Annotated in this window: 29 protein-coding genes; 14 read left to right on the top strand and 15 right to left on the bottom strand. The window is 37.2% G+C overall.

The features are described from left to right. The first annotated feature begins 72 nt into the window (after positions 1 to 72). Together ABMA76_RS01780 and ABMA76_RS01775 are read left to right on the top strand one after the other, a co-directional pair. Entirely contained in the window at positions 73 to 282 is a 210-nt protein-coding gene (locus tag ABMA76_RS01780) for a DUF2892 domain-containing protein (RefSeq protein ID WP_392912394.1), read from the top strand. Between the two features lie 43 nt (positions 283 to 325). Further along, positions 326 to 880, top strand: coding sequence for a hypothetical protein (locus tag ABMA76_RS01775; protein ID WP_392912392.1), 555 nt, complete (start codon positions 326 to 328; stop codon positions 878 to 880). Positions 881 to 882: 2 nt separating this feature from the next. Here the strand turns inward: ABMA76_RS01775 and ABMA76_RS01770 are convergent, their stop codons facing one another. Next, positions 883 to 1,407, bottom strand: coding sequence for a PepSY domain-containing protein (locus tag ABMA76_RS01770; RefSeq protein WP_392912390.1), 525 nt, complete (start codon positions 1,405 to 1,407; stop codon positions 883 to 885). A gap of 3 nt (positions 1,408 to 1,410) precedes the next feature. Then, positions 1,411 to 1,863: a PPC domain-containing DNA-binding protein gene (locus ABMA76_RS01765; protein WP_392912388.1), complete on the bottom strand. Its 453-nt coding sequence runs from the start codon at positions 1,861 to 1,863 to the stop codon at positions 1,411 to 1,413. 123 nt (positions 1,864 to 1,986) lie between these two features. Here ABMA76_RS01765 and ABMA76_RS01760 point away from each other — a divergent pair, with 123 nt between their 5' ends. The 3 genes from ABMA76_RS01760 to ABMA76_RS01750 all read left to right on the top strand — a co-directional run bounded on the left by ABMA76_RS01760 (position 1,987) and on the right by ABMA76_RS01750 (position 4,517). Then, positions 1,987 to 2,715 carry a hypothetical protein gene (locus tag ABMA76_RS01760; RefSeq protein WP_392912386.1) on the top strand — a complete coding sequence of 243 codons (729 nt, stop codon included), beginning with the start codon at positions 1,987 to 1,989 and terminating at the stop codon, positions 2,713 to 2,715. Continuing rightward, on the top strand, positions 2,690 to 3,583 hold the full coding sequence (locus ABMA76_RS01755; protein WP_393060736.1) for a patatin-like phospholipase family protein: 894 nt from the start codon (positions 2,690 to 2,692) through the stop codon (positions 3,581 to 3,583). Before ABMA76_RS01760 ends, ABMA76_RS01755 begins: the two co-directional genes overlap by 26 nt. Positions 3,584 to 3,647: 64 nt before the next feature. Next, positions 3,648 to 4,517 (top strand): mechanosensitive ion channel family protein, encoded by an 870-nt coding sequence (locus tag ABMA76_RS01750; protein WP_393060734.1) that lies wholly within the window; start codon positions 3,648 to 3,650, stop codon positions 4,515 to 4,517. Here ABMA76_RS01750 and ABMA76_RS01745 read toward each other — a convergent pair. The 3 genes from ABMA76_RS01745 to ABMA76_RS01735 all read right to left on the bottom strand — a co-directional run bounded on the left by ABMA76_RS01745 (position 4,514) and on the right by ABMA76_RS01735 (position 8,596). After that, on the bottom strand, positions 4,514 to 5,548 hold the full coding sequence (locus ABMA76_RS01745; RefSeq protein WP_393060732.1) for a murein L,D-transpeptidase catalytic domain-containing protein: 1,035 nt from the start codon (positions 5,546 to 5,548) through the stop codon (positions 4,514 to 4,516). The two genes, ABMA76_RS01750 and ABMA76_RS01745, sit on opposite strands and share 4 nt — an antisense overlap. A gap of 86 nt (positions 5,549 to 5,634) precedes the next feature. Next, positions 5,635 to 7,050 carry an MATE family efflux transporter gene (locus ABMA76_RS01740; RefSeq protein ID WP_392912378.1) on the bottom strand — a complete coding sequence of 472 codons (1,416 nt, stop codon included), beginning with the start codon at positions 7,048 to 7,050 and terminating at the stop codon, positions 5,635 to 5,637. Positions 7,051 to 7,081: 31 nt separating this feature from the next. Continuing rightward, on the bottom strand, positions 7,082 to 8,596 hold the full coding sequence (locus ABMA76_RS01735; RefSeq protein WP_393060730.1) for a potassium/proton antiporter: 1,515 nt from the start codon (positions 8,594 to 8,596) through the stop codon (positions 7,082 to 7,084). A gap of 176 nt (positions 8,597 to 8,772) precedes the next feature. Here ABMA76_RS01735 and ABMA76_RS01730 point away from each other — a divergent pair, with 176 nt between their 5' ends. Together ABMA76_RS01730 and ABMA76_RS01725 are read left to right on the top strand one after the other, a co-directional pair. Continuing rightward, complete coding sequence (locus ABMA76_RS01730) at positions 8,773 to 9,258, top strand: hypothetical protein (protein WP_393060728.1); 486 nt, start codon at positions 8,773 to 8,775, stop codon at positions 9,256 to 9,258. Next, positions 9,246 to 9,899 (top strand): O-methyltransferase, encoded by a 654-nt coding sequence (locus ABMA76_RS01725; protein WP_393060726.1) that lies wholly within the window; start codon positions 9,246 to 9,248, stop codon positions 9,897 to 9,899. The genes ABMA76_RS01730 and ABMA76_RS01725 overlap by 13 nt, the downstream gene beginning before the upstream one ends. On the opposite strand, the gene ABMA76_RS01720 is transcribed toward ABMA76_RS01725, so the two are convergent. Beyond that, a complete protein-coding gene (locus tag ABMA76_RS01720; protein ID WP_393060724.1) occupies positions 9,853 to 10,854 on the bottom strand; it encodes an HAD family hydrolase in 1,002 nt (333 codons plus the stop codon). The genes ABMA76_RS01725 and ABMA76_RS01720 overlap by 47 nt on opposite strands. A 3-nt stretch (positions 10,855 to 10,857) precedes the next feature. After that, complete coding sequence (locus tag ABMA76_RS01715) at positions 10,858 to 11,331, bottom strand: chemotaxis protein CheX (protein ID WP_393060722.1); 474 nt, start codon at positions 11,329 to 11,331, stop codon at positions 10,858 to 10,860. 310 nt (positions 11,332 to 11,641) lie between these two features. On the opposite strand from ABMA76_RS01715, the gene ABMA76_RS01710 reads away from it, so the two are divergent. Then, positions 11,642 to 12,340, top strand: coding sequence for a YdiY family protein (locus ABMA76_RS01710; protein ID WP_393060720.1), 699 nt, complete (start codon positions 11,642 to 11,644; stop codon positions 12,338 to 12,340). Between the two features lie 8 nt (positions 12,341 to 12,348). After that, positions 12,349 to 13,173: a mechanosensitive ion channel family protein gene (locus ABMA76_RS01705; RefSeq protein WP_392912363.1), complete on the top strand. Its 825-nt coding sequence runs from the start codon at positions 12,349 to 12,351 to the stop codon at positions 13,171 to 13,173. A 39-nt stretch (positions 13,174 to 13,212) separates the two neighbouring features. On the opposite strand, the gene ABMA76_RS01700 is transcribed toward ABMA76_RS01705, so the two are convergent. Continuing rightward, positions 13,213 to 14,574 carry a hypothetical protein gene (locus tag ABMA76_RS01700; protein ID WP_392912361.1) on the bottom strand — a complete coding sequence of 454 codons (1,362 nt, stop codon included), beginning with the start codon at positions 14,572 to 14,574 and terminating at the stop codon, positions 13,213 to 13,215. Positions 14,575 to 14,719: 145 nt separating this feature from the next. Between ABMA76_RS01700 and ABMA76_RS01695 the strand changes: the two genes are divergently transcribed. Then, the gene (locus ABMA76_RS01695) at positions 14,720 to 15,409 is read left to right on the top strand and encodes an RluA family pseudouridine synthase (protein ID WP_392858664.1); all 690 of its coding nucleotides are present in this window, start codon (positions 14,720 to 14,722) and stop codon (positions 15,407 to 15,409) included. Here ABMA76_RS01695 and ABMA76_RS01690 read toward each other — a convergent pair. The 5 genes from ABMA76_RS01690 to ABMA76_RS01670 form a co-directional block, all read right to left on the bottom strand. Next, complete coding sequence (locus ABMA76_RS01690) at positions 15,359 to 16,111, bottom strand: DNA-binding domain-containing protein (RefSeq protein ID WP_392912359.1); 753 nt, start codon at positions 16,109 to 16,111, stop codon at positions 15,359 to 15,361. The two genes, ABMA76_RS01695 and ABMA76_RS01690, sit on opposite strands and share 51 nt — an antisense overlap. After that, complete coding sequence (locus tag ABMA76_RS01685) at positions 16,108 to 16,926, bottom strand: DUF692 domain-containing protein (protein ID WP_392912357.1); 819 nt, start codon at positions 16,924 to 16,926, stop codon at positions 16,108 to 16,110. Before ABMA76_RS01685 ends, ABMA76_RS01690 begins: the two co-directional genes overlap by 4 nt. Before the next feature lie 3 nt (positions 16,927 to 16,929). Next, positions 16,930 to 17,223 (bottom strand): hypothetical protein, encoded by a 294-nt coding sequence (locus ABMA76_RS01680; RefSeq protein ID WP_393060718.1) that lies wholly within the window; start codon positions 17,221 to 17,223, stop codon positions 16,930 to 16,932. An 82-nt stretch (positions 17,224 to 17,305) separates the two neighbouring features. Beyond that, entirely contained in the window at positions 17,306 to 17,929 is a 624-nt protein-coding gene (locus ABMA76_RS01675; RefSeq protein WP_392912353.1) for an NrsF family protein, read from the bottom strand. Further along, entirely contained in the window at positions 17,919 to 18,467 is a 549-nt protein-coding gene (locus tag ABMA76_RS01670) for an RNA polymerase sigma factor (RefSeq protein ID WP_392912351.1), read from the bottom strand. The genes ABMA76_RS01675 and ABMA76_RS01670 overlap by 11 nt, the downstream gene beginning before the upstream one ends. Positions 18,468 to 18,521: 54 nt before the next feature. On the opposite strand from ABMA76_RS01670, the gene ABMA76_RS01665 reads away from it, so the two are divergent. The 4 genes from ABMA76_RS01665 to ABMA76_RS01650 are packed head-to-tail and all read left to right on the top strand — an operon-like array spanning position 18,522 to position 20,691. Continuing rightward, positions 18,522 to 18,788 (top strand): hypothetical protein, encoded by a 267-nt coding sequence (locus ABMA76_RS01665; RefSeq protein WP_392858651.1) that lies wholly within the window; start codon positions 18,522 to 18,524, stop codon positions 18,786 to 18,788. A 12-nt stretch (positions 18,789 to 18,800) separates the two neighbouring features. Further along, a complete protein-coding gene (locus tag ABMA76_RS01660) occupies positions 18,801 to 19,118 on the top strand; it encodes a DUF2288 family protein (protein WP_392858648.1) in 318 nt (105 codons plus the stop codon). After that, positions 19,118 to 19,555: a DUF1499 domain-containing protein gene (locus ABMA76_RS01655; RefSeq protein ID WP_392912349.1), complete on the top strand. Its 438-nt coding sequence runs from the start codon at positions 19,118 to 19,120 to the stop codon at positions 19,553 to 19,555. The genes ABMA76_RS01660 and ABMA76_RS01655 overlap by 1 nt, the downstream gene beginning before the upstream one ends. A 50-nt stretch (positions 19,556 to 19,605) precedes the next feature. Further along, the gene (locus tag ABMA76_RS01650) at positions 19,606 to 20,691 is read left to right on the top strand and encodes a hypothetical protein (RefSeq protein ID WP_392912347.1); all 1,086 of its coding nucleotides are present in this window, start codon (positions 19,606 to 19,608) and stop codon (positions 20,689 to 20,691) included. Here ABMA76_RS01650 and ABMA76_RS01645 read toward each other — a convergent pair. Together ABMA76_RS01645 and ABMA76_RS01640 are read right to left on the bottom strand one after the other, a co-directional pair. Beyond that, a complete protein-coding gene (locus ABMA76_RS01645) occupies positions 20,659 to 22,977 on the bottom strand; it encodes an RCC1 domain-containing protein (protein ID WP_392912345.1) in 2,319 nt (772 codons plus the stop codon). The genes ABMA76_RS01650 and ABMA76_RS01645 overlap by 33 nt on opposite strands. 171 nt (positions 22,978 to 23,148) lie before the next feature. Further along, the gene (locus tag ABMA76_RS01640; RefSeq protein ID WP_392912343.1) at positions 23,149 to 26,043 is read right to left on the bottom strand and encodes a FecR domain-containing protein; all 2,895 of its coding nucleotides are present in this window, start codon (positions 26,041 to 26,043) and stop codon (positions 23,149 to 23,151) included. Between the last annotated feature and the right edge of the window lie 9 nt (positions 26,044 to 26,052).

Below are 26,052 nucleotides of genomic sequence, written 5' to 3'. Positions count from 1 at the left end.
TTTTCTAATATCACTCCATACTATGCTCAGGTTTTATGGCCAATATAATGCTGAATTTAAAAGGAGAGAGTAATGAAAATGAATGAAGGTAATGTAGATCGATTTATTCGAATCATTGTAGGGATGATCCTTATTTCACTAGTTGTTATAGGTCCTAAAACTTATTGGGGTCTCATTGGTGTAATACCATTAGTAACAGGAATACTGGGGATTTGCCCTGGATATTTACTATTTGGCTTTTCGACTCGCCTTTCACCTCCTAAGAACAAGAAGGCCCACTAGAATTTAAACTATGATATAATCTCTCTTAAAGAGAGGTCATGGTTTGAATACAAAAGAGCTCATAAAATCAGAGTTAGGCTTTGACGATATAACACTCTATATCGATAAGAGAAGTAAGTTCTTCTTTTTCATGAAGTATGAAAAAGAAAATTACATGGTGCTCTTAAAAAATGAAATCGAACCGGAAGCTCTTCCATTAATGAGAAGTTTTACGGCCGAATACCCAGAGCTTCCAACTCTTATCAAAGAAACAGACTCTCTTATTCTCTATGATATTCCAAACGGAAAACTAGCAAGACTTGTCGAAGAAAAAGTAGATAAGGAGCTGGCCAAACGGGTCTCAGAGATTCAAGTTCGATTAAACAAGCTAACTGCTCCTTACGGTTACCATTTTGAGTGGCAACTCAATTACTTTTTTATTACTAAAAGTAAACTTATGTATATTGATTTAGAAACATTAGAATTTGGAGAGGAAACTAAGACGATAGATATTCCAATCTATGATCAATTGAGCTTAGAAGAGCGCGTGAAGCTTAAAATCCAAAAAGAAAATAAGAGATTAAGCAATCACGAGCGCTTCACAAGATGGCTAAAGTAATTCTACATGAATAGATAAAGACTTAGGCCAATGAGAAATAAGATCCCGACAACCTTTCTTTCTTTTTTTATTGTATATGCTAAGTACAATCCACTTAAAATGATTAGAAGTAGAAAGGTCCCAACAATTTTTTCAATATAACGTAAGAACTGCGGCCCATGACCTTTATGAAGTTCAATCAATCTTTTTAGAAGGTTTGGCTTCACATAAGAGATATGCGTCCCATCATCTTTTACTTGAAATTTATAGTAGTCTCGGGTTGTCGGTCTAGTGATTGCTCCATCCCCGACACTTTTAACGTAGGCAAAATCATAACTTTCATCGATTTCATTTAACTCTACTGAAATATTTTCTTTTGTTAACTGTGCCTTTGAAAGTTGGACGACTTTAACTGGCTCAATGACTTCACTTCCCTTAAATCCTAATAAGTAAGAGACTCCTGTAATGGCCATCATCAGAAGCAAGGGAGAAGCTAGAGCTGACAAGTAGAGGTGAATCTTAATGAAAAATGGGCGATTAAATTTCATATTCTATCCTTTAATTCCACAACGAGAAAAAGCTTGTGGTAATGATAATAAGTTTAAACCAATTTCTTCATCCATCTTTCTTTCGATTTTTTGAACGATTGGAAAAAAATAGATTTCAGTTGTCACTGCAACTGTGGCGCGAAACAGGTGTCCTCCTTTACAAGAAAAATCTTCATCACCTAAAACAGTATGGATGTGAAAGAAAGGCCTTCCATCTAAATGAGAAAGATTTCCATCAAGGCTTAATAGCTCAAAGTCACCATTAAATTCTTTGCGGTCATATGTTTTCGTATCAAGGTGATAAAAACCAAGCTCCACATCTTTTAAAGCACCGATCCCCTTTAACATCCCAGCGCCAAGGTTCTCTGCTGCCGCAAATTCTTCGAGGGACGTAAAAAGATCTTCGTCTTTATATAATTTAATTAAATAGCACTCTTCTTGCTTGATATATTGCATGGGTAAGCTCCTGATTTCATTGTGTAATTATAACAACTTCACTATCAAAGTCTCGACCCGATGCTCCCTGAAAAACTTCTACTCTCTCTTTACTCAAACAAGGCTAAATGATAGTAATTGAGCATGAGAACGCTTCCCTTCATTCTCGCCTTCTTTTTATTGGCCCAAGAGTCGATAGCAATGGAGTGCTTCAAAGAGCATCTCGACGCCGCAATCGCAAGCAATCGAAGCCGTAGAGAAATTTACTCAAATCATACTAATTCTAAAAGTAGAAAGATTTCAAATAGTCTAATCTTCGTAGAAAAAATATCTCTTGTCTACGCAAGGCTTTTAAATCCAAGCTTAGAAAAGTATCGTCGCGCCGGTATTCCAATCCTATGCCTCGACTTTATTGAAATGAGCAAGGCCCCAAATATACCAAGTGAATTTTCTATCCCTAATTATGAGTATCAAGATATTGAATCAGTTGATATAAAAGGACTTCGCTCAAATATTTCTAAACGACTTAAGAATGAAGACTATCTTGGTATCGTTGAGTATATCGAAGCAGAAGTTTCAAATAAGAAAAAATATGGTCAATATAACTGCATGGTAAGACATGTTCTTGAATCCCTAGGCCGTAGCGCATTCTTAACTCCATATTATATTGAACATGCCAGTAGCTTAGGAGTTAAGTCTCCCAAAAAATTACTAAACAAATATCTAAGAAGAAATATCTTTGCCCTAAAATACTCCCACTCTCTCGATAAAAAGGCCGTATCCTTTCAAGAAGAAGGAATTTCAATTTTATGTGGAGATGTCCCTCATATTCCGATAAGATTAGACTATGAGATGGAACTTTCTAAATACTAAAATTGGTCTTGCTCTTGGTGGAGGTGCCGCAAAAGGTATCGCTCACATTGGCGTCTTAAAAGCATTTGAAGAACAAAGAATTCCAATTTCCTATTTATCAGGAACAAGCGTTGGCGCTATTGTTGCTTCTTACTATGCCTTTGGTAAGAATTACGACGACTTTCTATCCTTAGCAAAGAAGCTAAATTATAAAGACACAATAAGCTTAACAATTCCTAAGAAAGGTTTTTTTAGTACGAAGTCCATACGAGAAATGCTCATCAAAGATCTTGGTGATGTAAATATCGAAGATGCAAGAATTCCTCTGGCCATTTGTACGACTGATATTTCAACTGGTGAACAAGTCGTTTTCTACAAAGGAAATTTGGCCGATGCAGTTTGTGCCTCTGTCTGTGTACCTGGTGCATTTGTTCCTCAGGTAATCAATGGCAGAACTCTCGTTGATGGAGGTATAACAGAAAATGTTCCCGTCTCCCCACTTGAAGATATGGGCGCCGGAATTATCGTCGCAGTCGACTTAAATGGAGTACAAAAGTATCAAGAACCTGATGATACTTTCGCTATCATTAGTAATGCCATGGATATTGCCATTGATCTTAGGACACGAGAGCAAATTGAAGATGCAGATATTATTCTCTCACTCGACTTAAGTAAGTATAATCGCCTCGATAATTCCAAGTGCATTCAAGAACTCATCAATGAAGGTTATTCTCCGATGACTAAAAATCTCTCTAGCTTAACTTGGTATCGCAGAGCGAGTTACCTCGAGTTCTTTAAGAAGCTTATCATCGAAACAATCCCATTTAAAGTACCTAAGATAATTTCAAATCTTTACAAAGAAAGACTTGCTAAGATCTCAATCAAATAAGCTCCTTTTTTATTTCTTTTAAATGCGATAAAATTTAAAGAAATAATTTAAGATGGAGTTTACATTGTTTGATATTAATCGAGTCTTTACACTCATTTCAGGAAAACTAACTTTTTGGTACGAAGCATTTATTAAGAATATCCCAAACTTAATTGTTGCAATCGTTGCCCTATTTGTTTTCTTCTACCTTGGTAAAACTCTACGTAACTTAGTTAAGAAAGTTTTACAAAAAGTTTCCTACAAGAAGTCTGTAAATGAAATCCTAGGAACAACGACAAATGTCATTGTCATTGTTGTTGGTATTTTTACGGCCTTAGAAATTATTGGCCTTGAAAAAACTGTTACATCAATTCTAGCTGGGGCCGGGGTAATCGGTCTAGCACTAGGTTTTGCCTTCCAAGAAATTGCAGCAAACTTTGTTTCAGGTGTTCTTATTGCTTTTCGTGAGCCATATCAAATTGGTGATATTATCGAAATTGATAAGATTGTCGGTCAGGTAACAAATATCGAATTAAGAACAACGGGAATCACGACTTACCAAGGACTTGAAGTTTTTATTCCAAACAAAGATATGTTTACAAAGCCTTTTATTAACTACACAAGTACGCCACGACGTCGTGTGGATATTTCCGTTGGTGTTTCGTACCACGATGATCTTGAAAAAGTTGAAAAGGTAACAAGAGAAGCACTTGAGGCCATTAATGGAAGGCTTGAAAATGTTCCTGTCGAAGTTTTCTTTGAAGAATTTGGTACAAGCTCAATCAATCTGACGGCCAGAGTATGGATTGACTATAAAGCAGGAGTCGCATTTTATAAGGCACGCCATGAGGCCGTTATGAACATTAAAAAATATTATGATAATAATGGAATTACAATTCCATTTCCGATTCGAACAATTGAGTTTTCAAATCAGCTTGATGTAAATAAGGGCTAATTGCGTCCAGTACACATTCTTTCCCAGCCCTTAACATCCTTAAGGGCCTTATTATAATCACTACGGCATCCTTCATTAGGAACATATGAATAATAGAGGGAGCCGTTATTGATTTTTTCCATGATCTCTCGCCCCTCACCTGGTACGAATGCAGGACAACCAAAACTTCTTCCCATAATATTACCGCGGTTATAATAAGCCTCGTGCATAACAACACCTTGTGAACGGGCCTTATCATTAACACCTTTTGAAAGGCCATCTAAGCGCATTCCATTATAATTTCTTCCTGAAGTTCTAAATGTCGGCCAACCTCTTTGCCCTTTCACTCTTTCATCATGACTACTAGACATATAAAATTCACCGGTCTTAAAAAAGCCAGGTCTCGTCATTGCCCACTGATCATGCTTAGGCTTCGCCCTTGCAGGCACACGACAGCGAATGAGTCTTCCAACATGATTTGATGCCCTAGTCACTCTACCGCTATCAGTGATTGTCGCATCAGCGTAAGTGACACCTCTAACCTTTCCGCTACCATGAGACACTTTATAATTCTTAACTTCACCAGTTTTCATATCCAATAAGAAGAATCGTTTATGTTTAGAGTTCTGAGAGTAATCTGCAATTGTAATATAATTCTTATTTTTAAACTTACTCTTATTCTCTTTATAATAAAGGAGTGACTGCTTTAGGGCCTCTATAGGAACACCTTGATCGAGAAATCTTTCGTAGAATTGGCAATCCTCACCTCTTGCAGCAGCTTCAGCTAAAGCCAGACCTTCTTCTAGAGCTCTTTTGGCCTCTGGAGCATGGTTATCTATTGCTGTATTGGGATCGCAGGTAACCGCACTTTCAGGAGTAGAAACAGGGTCCATCTCAATATCTTCAATTGCTTCATTTACGACATTATCAATTTGATTTTTGACGTCATCAACATAGTTTGAGTTAGACATATTTTCATAGGTATTAACAACAACGGCATTTGCATACGTATGTAGCACCAGTACACAAAGCATCAAGTAAACCTTTCTCACGTCTCCCCCTCTCAAAGATATCTCTCAATACTTTATCGGGAAACTAGGTTATTATCTTAACAACAATTCTTTATAACTCAATAAAATCAAGAGATTACACCGTCCTCAACAATAGTCTCTTCAATGACTTTACGCTCTTCTTCAGTAATTGGATCTGTTAGATTCTTAATCCATCGATTCTGCTTGATGATGAAAATAGCAATTGAGGCCCCAAGAATATTCCCCACGACAAATGAAAGATAGATTCCAGTTTGACCAAGAGGTGTATGTTTTGAAAGAACATATGCAATTGGAAAACGAATGACCCATAAAGAAACAATGGCCACCATCATGGAGATCATCGGACTTCCCCCACCCCTCATGGCTCCTGAGGCAACTTGTTGAACCCCAATAAGTCCAAATGTTAGAGCGATAATTCTAACGAAGTTTGCCCCTTCGTTAATGACAGCAATTTCATTTGGAACAAAGATTTGTAAAGTTTGCTCAGCGAAAATAAAAAAGCCAACTCCGGCAATTGAGAGAGCAATAAAGATTACCCATAGGGCCTTACTCGTAACTTCTTTGGTTCTTTCAATTTTTCCCGCACCAATATTTTGACCAACCAAAGTTGATGTTGCCATTGCAAATCCTAAGCTTGGGATAATCATTAATGTTAGTACTCGAATTCCAATCCCGTAAGCAGCTAATGCGATATCACCGAAGGTCGCAATGAGAAATGTCATCACCATCATGGCCATTGCTCGTGAGGATTGTTCCGTCGAAGCAGGAAAGCCAAGGTGAATAATTTTTTTGGCCAAAGAGAAATCAAAAGAGATTTTTGTGAAATCTATTTTTATTCCCCCCTTACCTTTTGCAAGTAAGTAGAGTCCGATAACTGCAGATAGTCCTTGAGTACAAATCGTTGCGTACGCAGCACCATCAACTCCATATGCCTTAATAGGTCCATATCCCATAATTAAGATGGGATCGATAATAAAGTTTAAGACAACAGAGAAGAGAACAATATAAAAAGGTGTCTTAACATCTCCGACTCCTCGGTACAGAGATTGGAACATCATATAGAGGTAGCTAAATATCAGACCAATAAATGAAATCCTCAAATAAGAAATCGTAATATTTTGAATCTCAACAGTCGGAGTCATTGCACGAATGATATAAGGAATAACGGCATAAGCAATACCTGCTAAAATTGCTGATGTAATGAGAATAATAAATAAAGTATGAAGACATACCTTAGAAACCATCTTCGTATTTTTTTGACCTGTATATTGAGAAACTAAGATTGTTCCTGAAACAGCAAAGCCTGCTCCCATAGAGATTAAAAGAAAGATTACAGGAAATGAAAGGGAAAGGGATGCGATAGCATTTGTCCCTAAGCGCCCTACCCAAAAAGTATCCGTTAACTGATAGGCCGTTTGTAGGAAATTGGCCATGACGATCGGTATTGATAATTTAAACAAAGACTTGATGACAGATCCTTGTGTAAGGTCATGAACTCCCACAAATATCCTTTAGTTAGTGACCTAACTAATTTTAGGCCGCATGTAACTCTTGTGTATCATCATCCTCTTCATCTAATTCTTCAATCTTTTTTTTTTCAAAACACTCTTGTGCTGCTTCGAGATCCTCTTTTAGTTTAGTCACTAAAAGAATTTTATCCCCATTTTCAAAAACTGTAGCTCCATCAGGGATAATAAATGCCCCATGCCGCTTGATAAATAAAACAATTGCTCCAACAGGTAACCCTAGGTCAACAACTCTATTTTCAACAGCATAATCAGTTTGCTTAAGTTCAAGTTGAACAATACCATGCTTGGTTTGTTCGAGAAGTTCCATATCAACAGGAAAGTTTGTTTCATCTTCTTGCTCAACAACAAGTCCTAATTTCCTTGCAACAAGTTTAAGAGATGATCCCTGCATAAGAGCTGAAATAATCACAACAAAGAACACAATATCGAATAGGACGTGAGCCTTTTCTCCAATATGAGTTGCTGCAAAACTTGCAAAGACAATTGGTGTTGCCCCCTTAAGTCCTGCCCATGAAACAAAGAGTTTTTCATTTAAGTTGAAGCGACTCTTAATTAAGCAAAGGAAAACAGTTATTGGTCTTGCTGCAAATGTTAAGAAGCAAGCAATGAAAAGTCCTGCCGGAGCAACTGTAAGAAGTCGACTTGGAAAGACGAGTAATCCTAACATAATGAAGAGACCAATTTGCGAAAGCCAAGTAACTCCGTCAAAAAATAATGAAAGTAAGTTCTTGTGTAGAATTTTTCGATTTCCAATAATCATCCCAAAAACATAAACTGCTAAGAAACCATTTCCACCAAGCTTTGTTGTTAAAGAATAACCAAGAAATAACATGGCCATTGTAAGTGGTGGATAGAGTCCATTAAAGTCTAGTTTTACCACGTTATTGATTAAGATGAATGAGCGAGCAGTTATCCAACCACCAATTAAACCAATAATAGGATTTGAGATAAACATGATTGCCGTCGTTTTGGCATCTCCCATTCCTTGCTCAATGAAGCCAATAATGACAGAGACAAGAAAATAGGCCATGGGATCATTACTTCCCGACTCAAAGCGAAGAATATTTTTAACGTCACCAACTTGTGCCGTTGGATCCTTAAATGCAGAAAAGACAGCAGCTGCATCAGTTGCCGAAAGAATGGCACCGATGAGTAGAGATTCAAGTAAACCTAAGTCTGTTACAAGATGAGTGAAGCCACCAACCAAGAGAGTCGTGAGCATAACTCCGATAGAGGAAAGAACAACTCCTCTTCCAAAGTCTTTTTTAACTTTGCTAAATGGAGTTTCAAATCCCCCATTAAAAATAATTAGGCATAGAGCAACTAAGCTTAAAGAGTGAGTTAACTCGTAATTACTAAAGTTAATTCCACCAATTCCATCAGAGCCGGCTATCATCCCTATAAAGAGAAATAGCACAAGAACCGGTAGACCAAAGCGGCTTGATGACTTACTAAGTACAATACTTAATAAGAGTAAAATTGAAGACGCTAATAGAAAATTATTTAAATATTGCTCCATAGGACTGGGCTTATCGGCAAAAAGTGTCAGAACTTTAGTAAAAACATCAAGTTATTAAGTTCTTTTTAGAGAGTATCAATCAAAATTTCATACTAACTTTACTCTTTAGCCGGTCAGGAGTATGAATAAAGAAATTAATGTTTTAATCGTCAAACAAATATTAAAGGATCGAAAAGATGAAAAAACTCCTTCTAGCTATTCTCATGATATCAACAACTTATGCCAACGAGCTTACACCTAGTGCAATCGATATGAAGTTTGTGACTGATTTTACGACTTTTGCCTGTAAGAGTTTTCGCGATAAAGTAGCTGCACCAAATGAGATTGCGGCCCTTGATGTCTCTTTTACAAAGTTAGGGATCTCTGACTCGACAAGAAGAATTATTCTTGATGTTCAATCTAATGATGGGCAATGTTTCTATAGCGCTGACTTCTCAAGACAAAAGGGTTTTAAGAGACTTGATTTTGAAACATCATATATGACTGACTCTCCAAATTGTATGGAACTTAAAGAAGAGCTAGACCGCTACATTTCTCCAGGTTTTAAATATATCATTAAATACAATGCCTATATTTCTATGCTATTCTTAACAAAAGAATTAACAAGCGTTTGTGATGAAGTAAGCGGAAATAAACTAATCGAGTTTCAGTGGAAAATTTAAAAGAAATTGAAAAATATTGTTTAAATAAATCAAATATCCCAAGTGATCTTTGCGTCGAGCTGGGCGATTATACAAAAGATAATCACCCTCTTGGGCGCATGATCTCTGGCGAACTAGTGGCCTCTCTTTTAGGCTTCTTTATTCGTTCAAATAATTACAAGAATATTTTAGAGATTGGAACTTTCACTGGCTACTCTGCTTTGGCCATGGCCGAGAATATTCCGAGTGATGGAAAAGTTATCACAATTGATAAGAATAAAAAGATTAATACTTTTACAAAATCCTATTGGGATCGTAGCGAAGTAGGAAATAAAATAGAGGCCCGATTCGGAGATGCAAATCTAGTTTTAAAAGAATTAGCTGGTCAAAAATTTGATCTCGTCTTTATCGATGCAGACAAAGGAAGTTATAAGAACTACCTTGAGCTCTCTCTTGAGCTACTGAGTGAAAATGGCATGATCGTAGTCGATAACGTACTTTGGAACGGTAAAGTTGCTAGTGAGACCATCGATCCAGAAGATAAGACGACGAATGCTCTTGTCGACTTTAATAACTATATTGAATCGAGAGATGACCTTTATAAGACCATGCTCCCTATTCGTGATGGACTTTATCTGATTCAGAAAAATAGATCTGTTTAAAATCTTTTTTCATACTGATTAAGTTTACGAAGTACTTATCCCCTTCACTTAGAACTTTATCTAACTTTCCAACATGAGAATCTCTATCGTATGCAAACTCACGTGCGCTATCATCGTGATGAATAATTCCAACAAATGACTTAAACTTTGAATTTAAACTTGCATACTTCCCCATTGCGAAGTCACCATCTGAATTTCCTAAAACAAAAACTGGAACCTTTCCAATATGTTCTAAAATCCCCACAGGTTTATTTTCTTTGTCATTTAAGAAAGCAAGCTTGGCCTGATTTTGAAATTCAACTTTACCATTTTCAGAAAATTTCTTTCCAAATCTTGTCCCAATAATCTGATACGAAGGGAGATCATAGACTATATTATTTAAGGCCCTAACAAAGTGAGTTCCCCCACCCGTGACAATAAAAACCTTAAAATCAAATGCTTCTAGTGTTCTCATCAGCTCAACGCTTGGAGCATAAACGAGCTGCGTGTACTTCTTCTTTAGCTCCGGATGCTTTTTAGTTGCAAGCCACTTGGCCATATACTCCATATATTCATCATTAGTAACTCCGGCCTGCATATCAAGCAGTGCCTGATAAAGCTTTCCCTTATCTTTTACATTTGGAAATTGCTCCACCACCACATCGACTAGAGCATTGCTTCTATTATACTTCCCAACAATGATATCCTTATAGAAGTCCAACAGCGCTATAAACTGAACATACATTGGGTACTCACCCCAAAGTGTTCCATCATTATCAAAGACTGCTATTCTCTCACTCTTAGGAATAAAGTTTTTAGACTTCTCGTCTGAGATATCTTTTAAGTAAGTCTTAATCTTTTTTGTTACAGGAGTGTCATTCCAATACTTAAGCTCAGCTTTTGGAGAGGACTTTTTGTTACATGAAATAAAAAGAAAAATAGATAGAAAAGAAATTAGAAATATTTTTTTATGCATTTACTACTCGTCTATTGTTAAGCTCATATAAAATACTTGCTTATCCATCCCTACTGGAAGCTCAAAAGGAATTGTTACTGTTCTTGGCCCGGTGATGCGATCATTCTTTATACCATCTCCTAAGAAAACTTCAGGAGTTGTTCTCTCAACAGTCAGCCCTGTAATCTTATTAATTTCGGCCTTTGCTTGACCAAGCACCATATTTACAAACTCAGCTGCGGAATCAGAAATTTCTTCATTAAGCTCTTTTTGATTCTCGGAGAACATTGTGTTGTAAATATTTAGAAAACTAGCTTTATTAAAGCAAAGAGCAAGTTCCCCATTGATCTTCTCACTACTTATTCCTATTAGGCCTACGATATCAACGGTATCTTTAAATTCGTAATTAGGATAAACCTCACCTGCCAGTAGTGGTATATTTAGTTGTTTTTTGAATACTTCAAGTAAAGCATTCAAGAATGGTTCGATTAACTCCATCAATAGCTCCAAATTCTCAATTAAGTAATTTTAATTGAGAAAAACACTTCGCACAAACAATTGCCCCATTTTGCCGATAAACAGACTATTTTTAATCTAGTTTTTTTATCAGTTTCTAAGTCTCTGTAATGAGTGGCCCAATAATTAATGCTTCCCAATAAGTGTTATCTCAAACCAATGATAATTGGCATTTTTAACTAAAGGATCGATTGTACAAAAAAGTTAATCATAGTTAAGATAAATAGACAGAATTTAGGAACAAAAAGATAAATGATGAACATAAAATAGTTTTTTATAAAGGAATCTTGTTATGAAAAAAATTTTAATTATGGCCATCTTATTTGGCCAATTTGCCCATGCTCAGTTTAAATCGGAAGATGAAGTAACATTCATTGCTTCTGGTGGAAATACTAACAAAAAGACCTATGACTTTGCTTCCCGCAACTCATATAAGTGGGAAACGAATACTCTTACTTTCAATGGGACTTATTCTTACGGTGAATCAGATGATGAAGTTGATGATGAGAATTGGAGTGCCCTACTTCGTTTCGACCATGTCCTTTCAAAGAAAGTTGATATCTTTGTGGCCGACCTATTTGAATCAGATCGATTTAAGGGTTTCTGGGCAAGAAATAATATCGACGTCGGTTTTAAGTATAAGTTTATTGATGAAGATAAATTCAAAATGCTTGCTGAACTTGGTTATCGTTATACGAGAGAAAATTTCGTTCAAAATGAGCCTGATAATCATGAGCAAAAACTGCGTCTATACTATGAAGTGAGTAAAGAACTAAGAAAAGGTGTAACAGCTCGTTACTGGCTCGAATATATTCCAAGTGTACAGCATAGTGAAAACTATATTATTAATATGGAGCCTTCAATTCGTATGCTAATTAATAGTACATTCTCTCTTAAAGCAGGTGTCCTTTGGGAATATGAAAATCAACCTGTTGAAGAAAGAGATCAACACGATTACAAAACTACAATTAGTCTTCTGGCGAATTTTTAGGAGAATGAATGAAAGAATTATTAAACGAAGCCAATGTTGAAAAACTAACGAATATTGCTGCAGATTACGGGATTCAATTTATAAAAGTCATTATTGTCCTAATTATCGGACTTAAAGTTATCAATTTCATTGATAGACTTGTTGATAAAGCACTTCAAAAGAAAGAAGTTGAACTCTCACTAAGAGGATTCATTACTTCAATTGTAAGTATTGCCCTTAAGATAGGATTATTTATTACTATCATTGGAATGGTAGGAATTAAGACGACTAGTTTTGTTGCGATGCTTGGTGCCGCCGGTCTAGCCTTTGGTATGTCACTTCAAGGAGCTCTTGGGAACCTTGCAGGTGGTGTCCTTATCCTTTTCTTCAAACCATTTAGAGTTGGAAATGTTATTGAAGCACAAGGTTTTATTGGAAAAGTAAAAGAGATTGGTCTTTTTTGCACAATCTTAAATACGGCAGATAATAAGACGGTTGTCCTACCAAATGGTTCTCTTTCATCGGGAAGTATTGTTAACTATTCAGCTGAAAGTATCAGAAGAGTTGATATGATTTTTGGAATTGGCTATGGTGATGATATTAAGAAGGCCAAGGAAGTTCTCATGAGACTTACAAAAGAGCATCCTTTAATTCTTAACGAGCCTGAAACAGTTGTTGCTGTTTCCGCCCTTGCTGATAGCTCTGTTAACTTTGCTGTAAGGCCATGGGTTAAATCAGCTGATTACTGGCAAGTAATGTTTGATATGCAAGAGAATGTAAAATTAGAATTTGATAAAGAAGGGATTTCAATTCCTTTCCCTCAAAGAGATGTTCATATCTATCAAGAAAAATAAAATCTAATTTCTATAGTCGAAAAGGTTCTTTGCTTACGCTTAGAACCTTTTTTCGATACCAATACCTAAGTAATGTTGAATATCTAAGTTTGGATTAAGAAAAGACTTTCCATAATTTTCATATTCACGAGTATAGTGATCATCTTCAATCCCCATCCCCGCTTTAATATAGACAACAGACTTCTTCGTTGTGTAAACATTTGTCTTGGCCTCAACACCGTAATAATGGTTCATCTCACCCTCTTGTGTATATTGCCCATCATAGTAGAAGCGTGTTTCGACAGCAGGAAATTTCCCATTGCTATCTTGTGGCTCAAACTTAACCTTAAATTCGCCTCCCACTCCAATATAATTTTCATTTCCACTTATATGAGAGAGTTGCCCACCAGTATAGATTTGTGAAGTTGTTGAAATAGTTCCTTCATCATTTTTATAGTCATAGATCTTTCCAACCTTAAAAGTGGCCTTAGGTGAGATGACTTGCTCCATATGGCCATAATTCTTATACTGAACTGTACCAGCACCTTTAGACATCTTATGCCAGGCCCTTTGAGTATTCATAGCAAGTCCATTATCATCTAGAATCGTTAGCCCTGCACCAAGTTGGACAAAAGATTTCTTATCATCACCTAATTTTCGGTAAACACTAATATCGATATCGTCTCGATTAATACCTTCTTGATTCCAACTTCCATCATCATTTTGGTAGCAAAATCTTTCATATAGACGCCCACGTATTTCAACCATTCCACATGGTTTTTCAACAAGTTTTGTATAGGCCCTTGAATTATAACTTAATAGGACTTCACCATTTTCAAATTTAAGCTTAGCAGAAATTTTCGCCCCAAAAGTTAGTCCTCGATCATCCCCTTCAATACCATCACGTTCGTTAAAATTAGTAACTCCAAGGGCCATAAGACCGCCGTGTAATGGGTTATCGTTAGATGTATTGACTTCAAATTCAGCACCTTCAAGCTCTCCTAGACCAAAGAGGCCTTCTTTTTTTACATCAAGTTTTTCAATTTCGATCTCTGCAGTAAAAGCGACCTTATCATCTCCAATATTTATTCGAGAATCACCGCATCCGTAATTATCTGCTTCATTAATTTTAGCAGCAACCGCTAAACTTTCTTGAAGAATCTCTTCAGGAGCAGGGGCCGAAAGATGGTACGTTTGCTTTACTAACTTTAAGCGCCTTTCAATTTCTCCGTGATCCTCAACAGGAATGCGGTTAAATTTTTCAAGAATTAAATCATTGTAGCGAAATCTAGAATACTCAGAAACCGACTTTCCATCTCGAAAGATAAATTGATCTTTACTTCGATCATAGGTGATTGAAGTCTCTCCATTGCGATAAAGGACCCCAGACTCTGACGCCCCAGCAGAGAGTGAAACTCCCATGCATATGAATAAAATAAAATATAATTTCTCTCTTAATATTCTCACGTTTCACATATCGGTAACTTACACACAGTACCTTAGTAAAAGAGTAAGACATCCTAAAATTTCATATACTTATCTCCGCTTAATCTGTTATAAATTAGACGTGAAGAACAAAATCCAAGTCCTATTTGAAGATGATCACTATATTGCGGCCACTAAACCTAGTGATCTTTTAGTCCACCCTTTTAAGGAAAGAAGCTCTGATCGTAGAAGTCTACTTAGATCTCTCAAGAAGCAAACAGACCTATACCTCTTTCCGATTCACAGGCTTGATAAGCCCGTTTCAGGAGTTGTCCTTTTTGCAAAATCAAAGGAAGCAACAAGACTTATGAAAGAGCAGTGGAATAGTGACAATGTCTCTAAACACTATGTTGCCATGGTTAAGGGGATCGCAGAGAAAGAAGGTGTATACGATTTTCCGATTAAAACGGATAAGGGTATTCAAGACGCTAAGACAGCGTTTAAAAGAATCTCAACGAATGAAGAGTATAGTCTCGTTGATATTGAAATCTTCACAGGCCGACAGCATCAAATAAGAAAGCATTTCTCACGACGAATGCATAATTTAGTTGGTGATACTAAGTATGGACACTCTTCAATTAACAACCTATTTAGAAAAGATTATAAATTCTATCGCATCTTTCTTCATTCATATAAATTGTGCTTTAAGCACCCTATCACTCAAGAAGATATCGTTATTGAATCTCCTGTGACTGAAGATTGTCTAAAAATTGCAAAGGATCTATTTGCTTTTGATCTCAGCAATATAACCAAGAAGATTGAAGAAAACTGACCACAGATTTGGATCACTTAACTTCTCTTCCTGAATATCTTCCACAGCAGAAAGAATTGTTTCGTGATTTCTTAGGTTAGAGATGAGTTCAAAAATTCCCTCTGAGATGACCTGAATTTGCATCTTCTCTTCTCTCTTATAAAGAATTGTTAATTCATTGCCTTGAATGTCATTAAAGGTCTTACTACTATCCCCTTTTCGCATCTGCCAAAGCTCGGACAACTGAATATCACATGAAAAAAGAGAGAAGGTATCTCTTAGCTTTAAAGGGGTTTCAAAGACTCCCTCTCCTAGCTCTTGAGGATTAAAGGATTTAAGATTGTCCTTTTGATGAAATAAGTGCCAAAACGTTTTTTCAAATTCAGCAAGGTCTTTAATGAAAGAGAACTCTTTTACACGAGAGGCAATGAAATCAGGAAAGTCATCACCGTAATGTAGAAGATTAGTAAACACTGAAGGCCTAGATTCAACATAAGAAAGTGAGATATCAAGAAAGTCTTCGTCTCCTAAAACAAACCAACAAGTCTCATAATTATCACCAATTACTTCTTGCAAGCGTGCACGATAATCGTTTTGATAAACTTCCAGTACTTGCTCATTTGATAATTCTCCAATGGGAATCATCTCAGTCATAATATCTTTTGAGATATCCTTAGTAAGGACACCCTTTAAAAATTTATTTTGAAACTCATGATGATTCATAATTGAGCTCCTTTAAATATCTCCTTTGCCTTTAAGACTTCAGCTTCTAAGACAGGAAACTCAGGAATGTCTTCATCCCATTCGAGAAGAATTGGAACATCAAATTTATGACAATATTTTTTAAACAATTGCCATACCTCGGCGTGAACAGGATGAGAGTGAGTATCAAAGAGATGCGTTCCAAGGTCAGAGTAGCCCGCCAAATGAATTTGAGAAACGTTCTTAGAGTCAATTGTTTCAAAGAACTCACTGGCATCAAAGTTTTGGTTAACTGCATTCACATAGACATTATTAAAGTCTAAAAGAATTTTACAACCACTCTTGTTGGCCAATTCATTTAGAAATTGGGCCTCGGTCATTGTGGAGTTTTTTAGGGTAAAATAAGCTGAGAGGTTCTCAAAGGTCATCTCCCTTCCATAGAAATCTTGCACCCTCATGACTTTCTCTGTAATTGAATCGAGGTTTTCTTCGGTATACGCAAAAGGCAAAAGATTGTGTAGGTTTGAATGGGCATGCCCTGTCCAACACATATGATCACTTGTCACAAAAGGATCGAAGTTATCATATAACTCTTTTGCCTTTTTCATATAGTCAAAATTTAAGTCTTCGCTAGATGCAATTGATAGAGAAACTCCATGAAACGCTATTGGATAGTCTGCCCTAATCTTCTCTAGCATCTTATATGGTCTCCCTAAAGTTCCCATATAATTTTCGAGAAGGGCCTCAAACCACTCAACACCTTTTTGTGATTTTGAGTGCTCATTTTCGAGATAAGGAAAATGAGTATGTCTTAATCCAACACCGTATTTTTGCATTTCTTACCTTTTTGCTACTTTTCCGCCTTTCGCTTCACACTCATCTTTTGAAAGCTTTATTAGGCCTTTACCTTTACAAGAGTTTTGTCCACCACACTTAAGCTCTGCTTGGCATCCGTTCTTACCGTTACAAGCATCAACCTTACCGTGACATGCCCCTTGACCTTTACAAGAGTTTACTCCGTAACACATTACTTCATTCGCTGAAGTCTCAGGCATCTTAGTTTCTGTTCCCGTACACGAGATCATTAGACCTGCAACTGCAGCCCCCATTAATAGTGATTTTTTAGAATTCATAACATTCTCCTTTAGTATTTTTTTAAGAAGCTTAAATTCTTCTTACTCTGTTATTCGTACTTATAATTAAAATAGTTACACTCTATTTAATCTTTTTAGTTAATTTAAAAATTAATAAACCTAAAGTTGTAATCACAATAATTGGAAGATAATGAGATACAACTAAGTGTTGAGTTGAGAAAGAGCATCCAAAGTATAGAATGACCAAAGGAATCATTCCACTTGTTAAAAAGCCTGTCGCAACAGTTGCACTGCTAAAGGCAATAAAGCCCTTTTTAAGCATATAGTAATTATGAACAAAGCCAATAAGCATAAGAACACTTAACTCTTGATAGCAATTTGCACGATGCTCATGTGTAAGATCAAGTCCTACTGGGTAAATAATATTAAATATAATGAGTCCTAGTAAAATTAGAAATGGAATAAAAGCAAGCTTGGCCTTCCTTTCACTAAGAAGTCCGGGAACAGTATTAGCAAAACCAAGATACGAGCCTATACCAAGAGCAACGATGGCAAATAACACTTGAATGATAAATTGTGCATTTAACATATACTTAAATTCAATTGGCGAACTTATTGAAATAGCAATGAAGCTAAGAAGAAATTGTGGCACGGCCCATAGCAACGCACGAATCCCCGGAGTGGCCAATCGTTTTACAGGCCTTAAGTCACTGACCAATGAATTTATTAATTTTTCATTTTCCATTATTAATCCTAACCGCTTTTTTTAGCTTTGCCATTGCGCGAGAAATTCTCGTTCGAGTTGCCGCTTCAGAAATTCCAAGCTCCCTTGAAATCTCCTTGGTCTTATGCCCCTCAAGCTTTGCCATCAAAAGTGGCCTACGTAATTCTTCTGTTAGATACTTCTCAATCAGCATCTCTAATTGCTGTTCTACAGCAAGTCGTTCTATATTGTTATTCGTTGCATTGGCCTCTTTTGTGACGGCCTCATCAAAGATTTCTTCTCTTTCTTCTAATTTCGTGTATTTACGAATGTAATCAATAATTCGACGCTCAATAATACAGTTAATCCAAGGCATTATTGGTCTTTCAGGAGAATATGTTGGGAGTGAATGATGAATACTTATTAATATTTCCTGACATATATCGTCGCGGTGAGATTCGTTAAATACTTTAAAAGAAACAATTCGTTTTATTGTTTGAGATACGGTTTCCAAAAAGGCGTGATATGCCTCTGTATCGCCGCCTTGGGCAAGAATAACTAGTTTCTTTAAATCATTCACAGAGCAATTTTAACATAGTATATTTATTACGAAACTAAATCATGAGGTGTATTTTTGAAAATTTATCATATCGTATGGTCGATGATTGCCGTTCTTGCTTTCCTCTTTATCCTTACTCCTTACTACCGTAAGAAGGAAGAGAAAAAGAACAAACTAGAAAGAGAATATTACTCTCTTCTTAAGAATGAAATGGACAAGGAAGAGCCTTCTAAAGAATTAATAGAAGCGGCCAAGAAAGTTCATACATCTAACTACATCGATACAGATGAGAAGTTAATTGCACAAATTAATAATGATAAACAAATGATGAAAGCAATTTAATAGGAAATTAATATGAACGATGAAAATAATAATGAGAACCTATTAGAAAGACTAGCTAATGACATCGATGATGCAAAGTGGGATCTCTTAAAACCACATCATGAAAGAGAAGCATTATTTATGATCACTGATGAACTTGAACTTGCTGCTGTTGGCTTTACCATGGCCCGCGATGAGGTTGAGTATATTAAGAAGTGGCTTGCGGATGAGCAAATGTTTCGCCCAACTGATGAGCAAATTGGAACATGGGAAGAAGAGAATACAGAATTCCAATACCTCATTGTTCAACCATATGTTTTAGTTAAGATTAAGAGAGAAGGACTAAACTAATGAAGAGACTCGCTAGACTATCACTGATTACCGCAATTCTTATGACGACAGCATCTTGCTCAAAAGAATTCCTTATTCAAGAGTCTGCGAGTCTGGACAACTTCACTTGCCCATCAATCGACAATTGTCTTTCTTCAAAAGAAAAGAAGGCCTCTTCTAGCTATATCATGCCTTTTAAAATGCTTGGGGCCACACCAGAAGAAAATATTGAAAAGATTGCAAGTGTCATCAGAAAAATTGGTGGCTACAAAATGGAAAGAAATGATGTCTACCTAAAGGCAAGAAATGAAGAAGTTCAACTTGAGTTTATCTTCAACCAAAAAAGCAAGCAAATTGAAGTACGCTCTCAAGTTTTAAAGCAAAGCTTCTTCTCATATAACCAGGGAAGAAAAGATATTGAGGCCGTTCGCTTTAACTTCTTCCAAGGTAATTTCTAGTCATTTATACCTAGTTAAAGACATTCCTAAGATATGTTAAAATTTCTTCAGTGAAGAGATTTATCCTACCTATATTCCTACTAATATCATCAACTACTTTTGGCGCCGTTGATACTGGTGACGGTAGTGATCTTTCATGTAGTTGGACAGGAGCAATCCCTAGTGGAACCTATAATTGTACAGACCTCACAACAACAGGTGCAATTACAATTACGGGAGCTAATCCCCTCATCATAAAAGTTCAAGGTGACGTTACAATTGATCACTCGATATCAGTCGCAGAAGGTCTTGCTGGAGGCTACGGTGCAGGATTAAGTCCAGCAGCATTTCCAGGATCAGAAGGCTCTAGTGCAACGGATGCGGCCTGTGGTGGCTCAAGCTTTGCCGATATTGGTGGAAGCGGAGGGGCCGGAGGCTCACATGCTACCCTTGGTGGAAATGGTGGCTCAGGTGTTTCTTCAGGACCAGTTGATGGATCAGACACTCTTAGTGCCCCTGGTTCCACGTCTGTAACATATGACTCAGCTTTAAATCTTGAAACACAAATGCTTGGTGGTGCCGGTGGCGGAAACGGTGGCGGTGGCTGCGAGCAAGGTGGTGCAACAGAAGGTGGAGCAACACCTGGTGGAAGTGGTGGTGGAGTTATTCATATCGCCGCAGGTGGAGATATGTATATCAACGCTCCCATTCTGGCCAATGGTGGAGTCGGACAGCCGGGCACAACTTCGGCCTTTGGAGATTCTGGTGGCTCAGGTGGTGGTGCTGGTGGAGTTATCTTCTTACAAGCAGTTGGTAATATCGAACTCAATTCAGCTCTCGATGCCTCAGGAGGTACCGGTGGAGCCGCAGGTGGAGTTTTAGGAAGGGCCGGCGGAGACGGAGGCGATGGAATTATTCGTCTTGATGAACTTGACGGAGTTATCACTGGAGTTGGTGGATCTTACTCTCCTACTCCGACGATAGTAACTCTTGGAGCAAGTGGATTTGAAACTCTTCAATCAGGAATTGAGCCAGGGTGTGCAGTTCGAGAAGATATGACACCGAATAATGAAAGTATCCTCGGTGCCATCGTTCTTATGATTTTATTATTTGGAATTAATTTCTTAAATATTAAAAAGAGCAAGGAAGCTTGTTAGTACTGGTGATTCATCATCACCGATAGACTCAGTATTTCCATTACCAAGTTGTCCCTTACTACCATTACCAATACATTTTACAAGGCCTTCATCCGTCGTTAAGAAACAATGGTGATTTAGCCCACCAGAAACTTGTGAAACACTCTTACCTAGTTCAATTGCAGGAAGGTTGGCAAGATCACCTGTAATCTTAGCTGTCCCGACTTGACCTAACTTACCTGACGATCCATTCCCCCAACACTTGGCCTCTCCACCTTTAGAGATTGCACAAGTTGCTGTATTAGAAGCAACAACAGATGCTACTTCAAAGCCTAAATCAAGTGCTGTGTGATTCTCTAGTGTTTCATTATCACCCATGGCCTCACTAGTTCCATCCCCTAGCTGTCCTTGAGAGTTATGCCCAAAACAGTAAACTGTAGAGTCAGAAAGGAGGGCACAAGTATGGACACCACCAGTTGTAACAGCAATAACTCCCTTAGGGGTTGGTGTTGCTAAACTTGGAGAATTAACACTATCAGTATTTCCTAAACCAAGTTGTCCGTGAGTTCCACGTCCCCAACACTTAAGAGTTCCACCTGATAAAATGGCACAGGCATGATAACTCATTGATGAAATATCCATTTGAATTGCTTTAGCACCAAGTGCCACAAGATTACCTTCGGCCGGTGTTTCATCATCACCAATAATTTCCGTATCACCTGTTCCAAGTTGGCCGTAATAATTTTGTCCCCAACAACGAACATCACCTGTCGTTAAGAGAGCACAATTATGATAAGTTCCACCATATAACTTTCTTACAATTCCACCAATTTGAGTATAACCATATTCAGACAGCTGTTCGTCATCTCCAAGCGTATCAGTTGATGCCATTCCTAACTGTCCATAAGTATTATCACCAAAACATTTAACCTTATTAGACTCCGTTAGAATACATGTGTGAAGATTTCCTGCAATAACTTGAAGTGCAAGTTCTCCATTTAAATCAATGGCAGGAATCGAATTAATATCTTCATCATCACCACGATCAACAGTATCCCCCTGACCAAGCTGACCTTTTGAATTGTCTCCCCAACACTTTACTTCACCATTAGCAATAAGGGCACAAGAGTGAGAACCACCAGCGACTATCTGAATTACTTGCTTTGAGACTGAAGGCTTCTCACAGTATTGAACTGCTGCAATAGAGAAAGGCCCACGCTCTTCATTAAGAGAAACAATATTTAGTTCAGCATCGTATGAATACTGTACTTCTTTTCCATCAACAAAAGTTCTAATCGTATTCGTATCAATATTTGCAACTTCTAGATTAAATGAGTTAACTGGATCAATACGTGACATGGCAAGTGTACCTAACTTAGATAAACCATCACCGTACTCACCTGTGGCCATATCAACAGTAAATCCTCCACCAAACTCAACGAACTCTTTATATCCATAGCCAATCTCATTTTCTCCACCAAATGGGATGGTACTTAAATTGTTGTAAATAACTCCACCTGTAACTAATGGACGATCAGTATAGCGGGCCTTTAATTTATCAAAGACACTCTTTGGAGTAACAACCTGTGTGTCACCATCAAAACATTCTGTAATACGTGAGCGGTCCTCACCACCTTGTGGATCAGGAACAGGCGTTACACCTTCCGGATAAATTGCACAAATATCCTGTTCATCAGCAACAAAGACAACAACGAGGGCAGCATCCTCTCTAAAGAAGCCCTGTGCTTGTATATTGCTATAGTAATCATCTTCAAGTGCACGATTAAGAGATGCAAGACCGGCCTCTCCCCCATCTGTACGATAATCACCAGCAGGGTTTTCCATCTTAGTTCTTAAGTGTGCTTTAATCTCTTCAATTGTCAGAGAACGATTTGAAAGAATCGTTGGCTCAGTTGACTTTGTATAAAGAGTACCAAAACGTGAAGAGCCAGAACCGTGACCAAGCATAACTGCGATATTCACATCTGCTGCAGCAGGAAGGACATCTAAGAAGGCATTAAAACCCTCCGCAATCTGTGCTCTTTCCGCAATGATCGAAGCAGATGTATCTGGAATTACCAGAATATCGATATTTCTTGTAATATCTTCTTCTTTAGGTGCATACACATCTTGGTAACAAGCAACGTCTAAATTTGGAAGCGTTGGTAGGTCAGCTCCCGGAACATTAACTAAATCATCAATCTCATCTTGTGGAACACAAGAAGAGGCAGTCATTATAATCCCAACGAGAAAAGAAATTAGCTTTACCGAATATAAATGTGAATGTGGCCTTCTTCTTTCTCTCATCAAAATGCCCTCACAAGTTCTAGTTCAAATCTGGTTTCATTATAAAACGCCCTTCGGCATGCCTCGAAAATGGTCTATTTTTTTGTAGTTTTCAATAACTTAGAAAGGAATATCAAGATAAATAGGCCCAGAATATGGCCCATATACTGGTCAGTCTATAAAATATATTTCCTAATAATTATATTGGATACGAAGGGCGATATTAGTAGTGTCAGCTTCTAGCTTGGAATTATTTCTCGATTCTAAGCTAATCCCGACTTCGTAGTTACGATTAATTTCATAACTAACCTGAGCGCTAAGGCCTGCATAATTTAAGAAGAAATAATCCAGTAAAAGGCTTATCTTTTCATATTGAAACTTTCCAGTAAGTCCGAGGTTAAAATAGAACTGTGCACTTGATGTAACTTCGCTACCATTATATTCAAGTTCACTACGGTACTCTAGAAGTGAAGTTAGTCCATAATGAAATCGCTGATATTCTTTAAGGGCCTGACCCTTAAGAGCTGTTTGATTAAAGCCAAGATCATCAAAGACAACACCACTTGATTGCTTAAGTTCAAAAAGGTAGTGATAGTTATCTAATTTTCCTTTGTGGCCCCCATAAAAAGAAATGAAGTTCATGTCATCAACAACTATTTTCTTTCCTCCGCTAATGACTTCATAACTTGTTTTTTCTGGAGCGTAACCAAAGTACCAACTCTTTCTTCTCTTAGATTTTTTAGGAAGCATCACACTTTCAACCTTCTTAGGTTGAGCTATTTCTTTTTTTGTAACATCTACTCTTCTCTTCTTAGAATAGATAATATCTTTTTTCTCAATCGCCTTCACACGCCAATAAAAACTGGATCCCAGTTTATTTCTAAACGTATATGTCGTCTTTTTTCCAAGCGCAATTTCTTTAATACTCGTAAAATATTTATCCTTGGAAATTTCAATAAAGAACTTATCTCCACGAACTTGATTAAATTTCATTTCAACCACGTCGCCTTCATTAATAGCTATGCCGTGTCTTGGAGAAACAAGATCAATTCCCTTTGCTCCACCAAACTTCTTTGTAATGATTAAATCTTCTAATACAGAAAATGGACTTTCTTGGTTCCAATAATCGATCGCAGAAACTCTCCATTGAAAGTGACCTGTTAAGTAATCGTTCCATTCAAAACGATTAAGTTTCACTTTTTCATCAACAATGATTTTTTCCCCATCGAGAATCTGAATACGATACTCTTTAACATCACTTACTGGTTCCCACTTTAGCTCAACACTATCTTGAGCAAATGCCTGATCAACAAATAGATTAAAAATTGCCAGAGGAAGCGACTTTTTTAATATCTGAACTCTCTTTTCAACTTTATCAATTCGAGGTGCCTTTGGAGGAGGCGGAGGAACAATAATAATCTTCACAGGAGGAACAAATTTATTCTCTTCATTCTTCACGCGCCAATAGTGTACTCCAAGCTCTTTGATAAGAAGTTTTGTATTACTACCAGTTGTATTTATCGATTCCTTTATTATTTTAAAATTACGTTCTCGTGAAACTTCGACAACAAACTTATCACTTCCCTGCTGTTGCCATGTAAGATCAATTACATCTCCAGGCTTCTTAACAACAATCTTGCGTCCCTTTTCGAGAGCACTATTATCATCATCAAAAGTCACACGATATTTACTTTCTTTAGAGCGTGCTATCACTTCATTATTTAACACATACTCTAGAGACCAAAGGTACTCACCACTCTCTGTTACAGGAGCTGAAAAAGAATTCCCTGCAACTAACTGCCTTTTGCCATTTAGGACGAGATATGTACTCACTTCACTAAAGAGGTCTTGAGTTTCCCAAGAGAACTTAACAACACCATCATCATAGAAATAATAATCTTCTCCATAAAATGGTCTCTTTAAAACAATCTCACCAGGCTTTGCAACGACTTTTATTAAGACAGGCTTTGAAAAAAGAGCATAAGGGTGATCTTCAGCTTTATTTCGATAAGATATTTCATAGTCACCGACTTCTTCAAAAGTAAGTCTAAGCTCACCATCGTCATAGTCATAATCATTCCACATCTTTCCATTAACCATTAATTCGATGTCATCAAATGGCTGAGTATAAATAAGCTTTTCATTATCAACTAAGATCGTATTTTGAGTCTCATCCAGATTTTCAAATTCAGGAATCACTTCATATACAACTTCAAAAGACTTCTCCGTTGAAACATTATTCACATCACTCACTTGCCAATAGAAAGTCCCCTCAGATAAGTTCTCAAGTGCGATTTCAAGGCCATTAACCTCATGGGCCTCTCCATTTTCAAAAGCCGAGCGAGAATTGGATAAAAATAGTTTCTCTACTTTTTCATTGAAGTTAAATGTAATTAAATTCTTATCATTGACGTAAAATACATCACCATCGAGCGGTGAAAACTCACTAGGCCAACTCTGCTTAATCGTATAACTTTCGTCTGTAAGAAGAACTCTTACACCTTTTTCAATAGTTTCTTCACGGTCTCCAAGTCTAACACTTGCCTTACCATCAAGAACAGAAAGCTCCTTATTCCCATTTGAGTTTGAGATCTTAATCTTTGAATCATTCGAAGTGATTTCATAAATCTGATCGCCCACTTTAACCACAAAGGCTTCATTGGCATTATTAAGAGTAGCAAAGATTGTACCTTGCTCGATATTTAGATTAATTCCGTCCGTTTCTTGTGTAATTTTAAAAAGACTTTCTTCAGACACTTTGATGCGATTACCAGAACTAAATTCTAACTGCGCTGTAGAGTCCTTATCAGTGAAAATACGGTCGTTATGAAAGAGGGCCTCATTAGAGCCTAGATCATGCCAAGAGAAATTATCAAAGCTTCTTCTTCTCACATCATTTTGTAACTCGAAGACTTGACCTAAAGTAATGCGCTCCCCACCCATGATCGGTGGAATATATGATGTATTGAAAACTTGGTTGCCAGCAAAGGCCGCAACACAAATGCACATCAAGATTAGAAATGTATCAACTAATGAATCTAGTCGCCCCAACATTGTTCCTGGTACTCTTTTCTCATTCTTGCGCATGACGCAAAT

The organism is Halobacteriovorax sp. ZH5_bin.2, from assembly GCF_043196375.1.
GTDB lineage: Bacteria > Bdellovibrionota > Bacteriovoracia > Bacteriovoracales > Bacteriovoracaceae > Halobacteriovorax_A.
This window is presented reverse-complemented; position numbering and strand designations above follow the sequence as displayed.

What these genes read in the sequence shown, in the direction of transcription:
- ABMA76_RS01780 (WP_392912394.1), top strand. Translation starts at nt 73, where the DNA reads ATGAAAATGAATGAAGGTAATGTAGATCGATTTATTCGAATCATTGTA.
- ABMA76_RS01770 (WP_392912390.1), bottom strand. Translation starts at nt 1,407, where the DNA reads ATGAAATTTAATCGCCCATTTTTCATTAAGATTCACCTCTACTTGTCA.
- ABMA76_RS01765 (WP_392912388.1), bottom strand. Translation starts at nt 1,863, where the DNA reads ATGCAATATATCAAGCAAGAAGAGTGCTATTTAATTAAATTATATAAA.
- ABMA76_RS01760 (WP_392912386.1), top strand. Translation starts at nt 1,987, where the DNA reads ATGAGAACGCTTCCCTTCATTCTCGCCTTCTTTTTATTGGCCCAAGAG.
- ABMA76_RS01755 (WP_393060736.1), top strand. Translation starts at nt 2,690, where the DNA reads ATGAGATGGAACTTTCTAAATACTAAAATTGGTCTTGCTCTTGGTGGA.
- ABMA76_RS01735 (WP_393060730.1), bottom strand. Translation starts at nt 8,596, where the DNA reads ATGGAGCAATATTTAAATAATTTTCTATTAGCGTCTTCAATTTTACTC.
- ABMA76_RS01730 (WP_393060728.1), top strand. Translation starts at nt 8,773, where the DNA reads ATGAAAAAACTCCTTCTAGCTATTCTCATGATATCAACAACTTATGCC.
- ABMA76_RS01720 (WP_393060724.1), bottom strand. Translation starts at nt 10,854, where the DNA reads ATGCATAAAAAAATATTTCTAATTTCTTTTCTATCTATTTTTCTTTTT.
- ABMA76_RS01715 (WP_393060722.1), bottom strand. Translation starts at nt 11,331, where the DNA reads ATGGAGTTAATCGAACCATTCTTGAATGCTTTACTTGAAGTATTCAAA.
- ABMA76_RS01710 (WP_393060720.1), top strand. Translation starts at nt 11,642, where the DNA reads ATGAAAAAAATTTTAATTATGGCCATCTTATTTGGCCAATTTGCCCAT.
- ABMA76_RS01705 (WP_392912363.1), top strand. Translation starts at nt 12,349, where the DNA reads ATGAAAGAATTATTAAACGAAGCCAATGTTGAAAAACTAACGAATATT.
- ABMA76_RS01700 (WP_392912361.1), bottom strand. Translation starts at nt 14,574, where the DNA reads ATGGGAGTTTCACTCTCTGCTGGGGCGTCAGAGTCTGGGGTCCTTTAT.
- ABMA76_RS01690 (WP_392912359.1), bottom strand. Translation starts at nt 16,111, where the DNA reads ATGAATCATCATGAGTTTCAAAATAAATTTTTAAAGGGTGTCCTTACT.
- ABMA76_RS01685 (WP_392912357.1), bottom strand. Translation starts at nt 16,926, where the DNA reads ATGCAAAAATACGGTGTTGGATTAAGACATACTCATTTTCCTTATCTC.
- ABMA76_RS01680 (WP_393060718.1), bottom strand. Translation starts at nt 17,223, where the DNA reads ATGAATTCTAAAAAATCACTATTAATGGGGGCTGCAGTTGCAGGTCTA.
- ABMA76_RS01675 (WP_392912353.1), bottom strand. Translation starts at nt 17,929, where the DNA reads ATGGAAAATGAAAAATTAATAAATTCATTGGTCAGTGACTTAAGGCCT.
- ABMA76_RS01660 (WP_392858648.1), top strand. Translation starts at nt 18,801, where the DNA reads ATGAACGATGAAAATAATAATGAGAACCTATTAGAAAGACTAGCTAAT.
- ABMA76_RS01655 (WP_392912349.1), top strand. Translation starts at nt 19,118, where the DNA reads ATGAAGAGACTCGCTAGACTATCACTGATTACCGCAATTCTTATGACG.
- ABMA76_RS01645 (WP_392912345.1), bottom strand. Translation starts at nt 22,977, where the DNA reads ATGAGAGAAAGAAGAAGGCCACATTCACATTTATATTCGGTAAAGCTA.
- ABMA76_RS01640 (WP_392912343.1), bottom strand. Translation starts at nt 26,043, where the DNA reads ATGCGCAAGAATGAGAAAAGAGTACCAGGAACAATGTTGGGGCGACTA.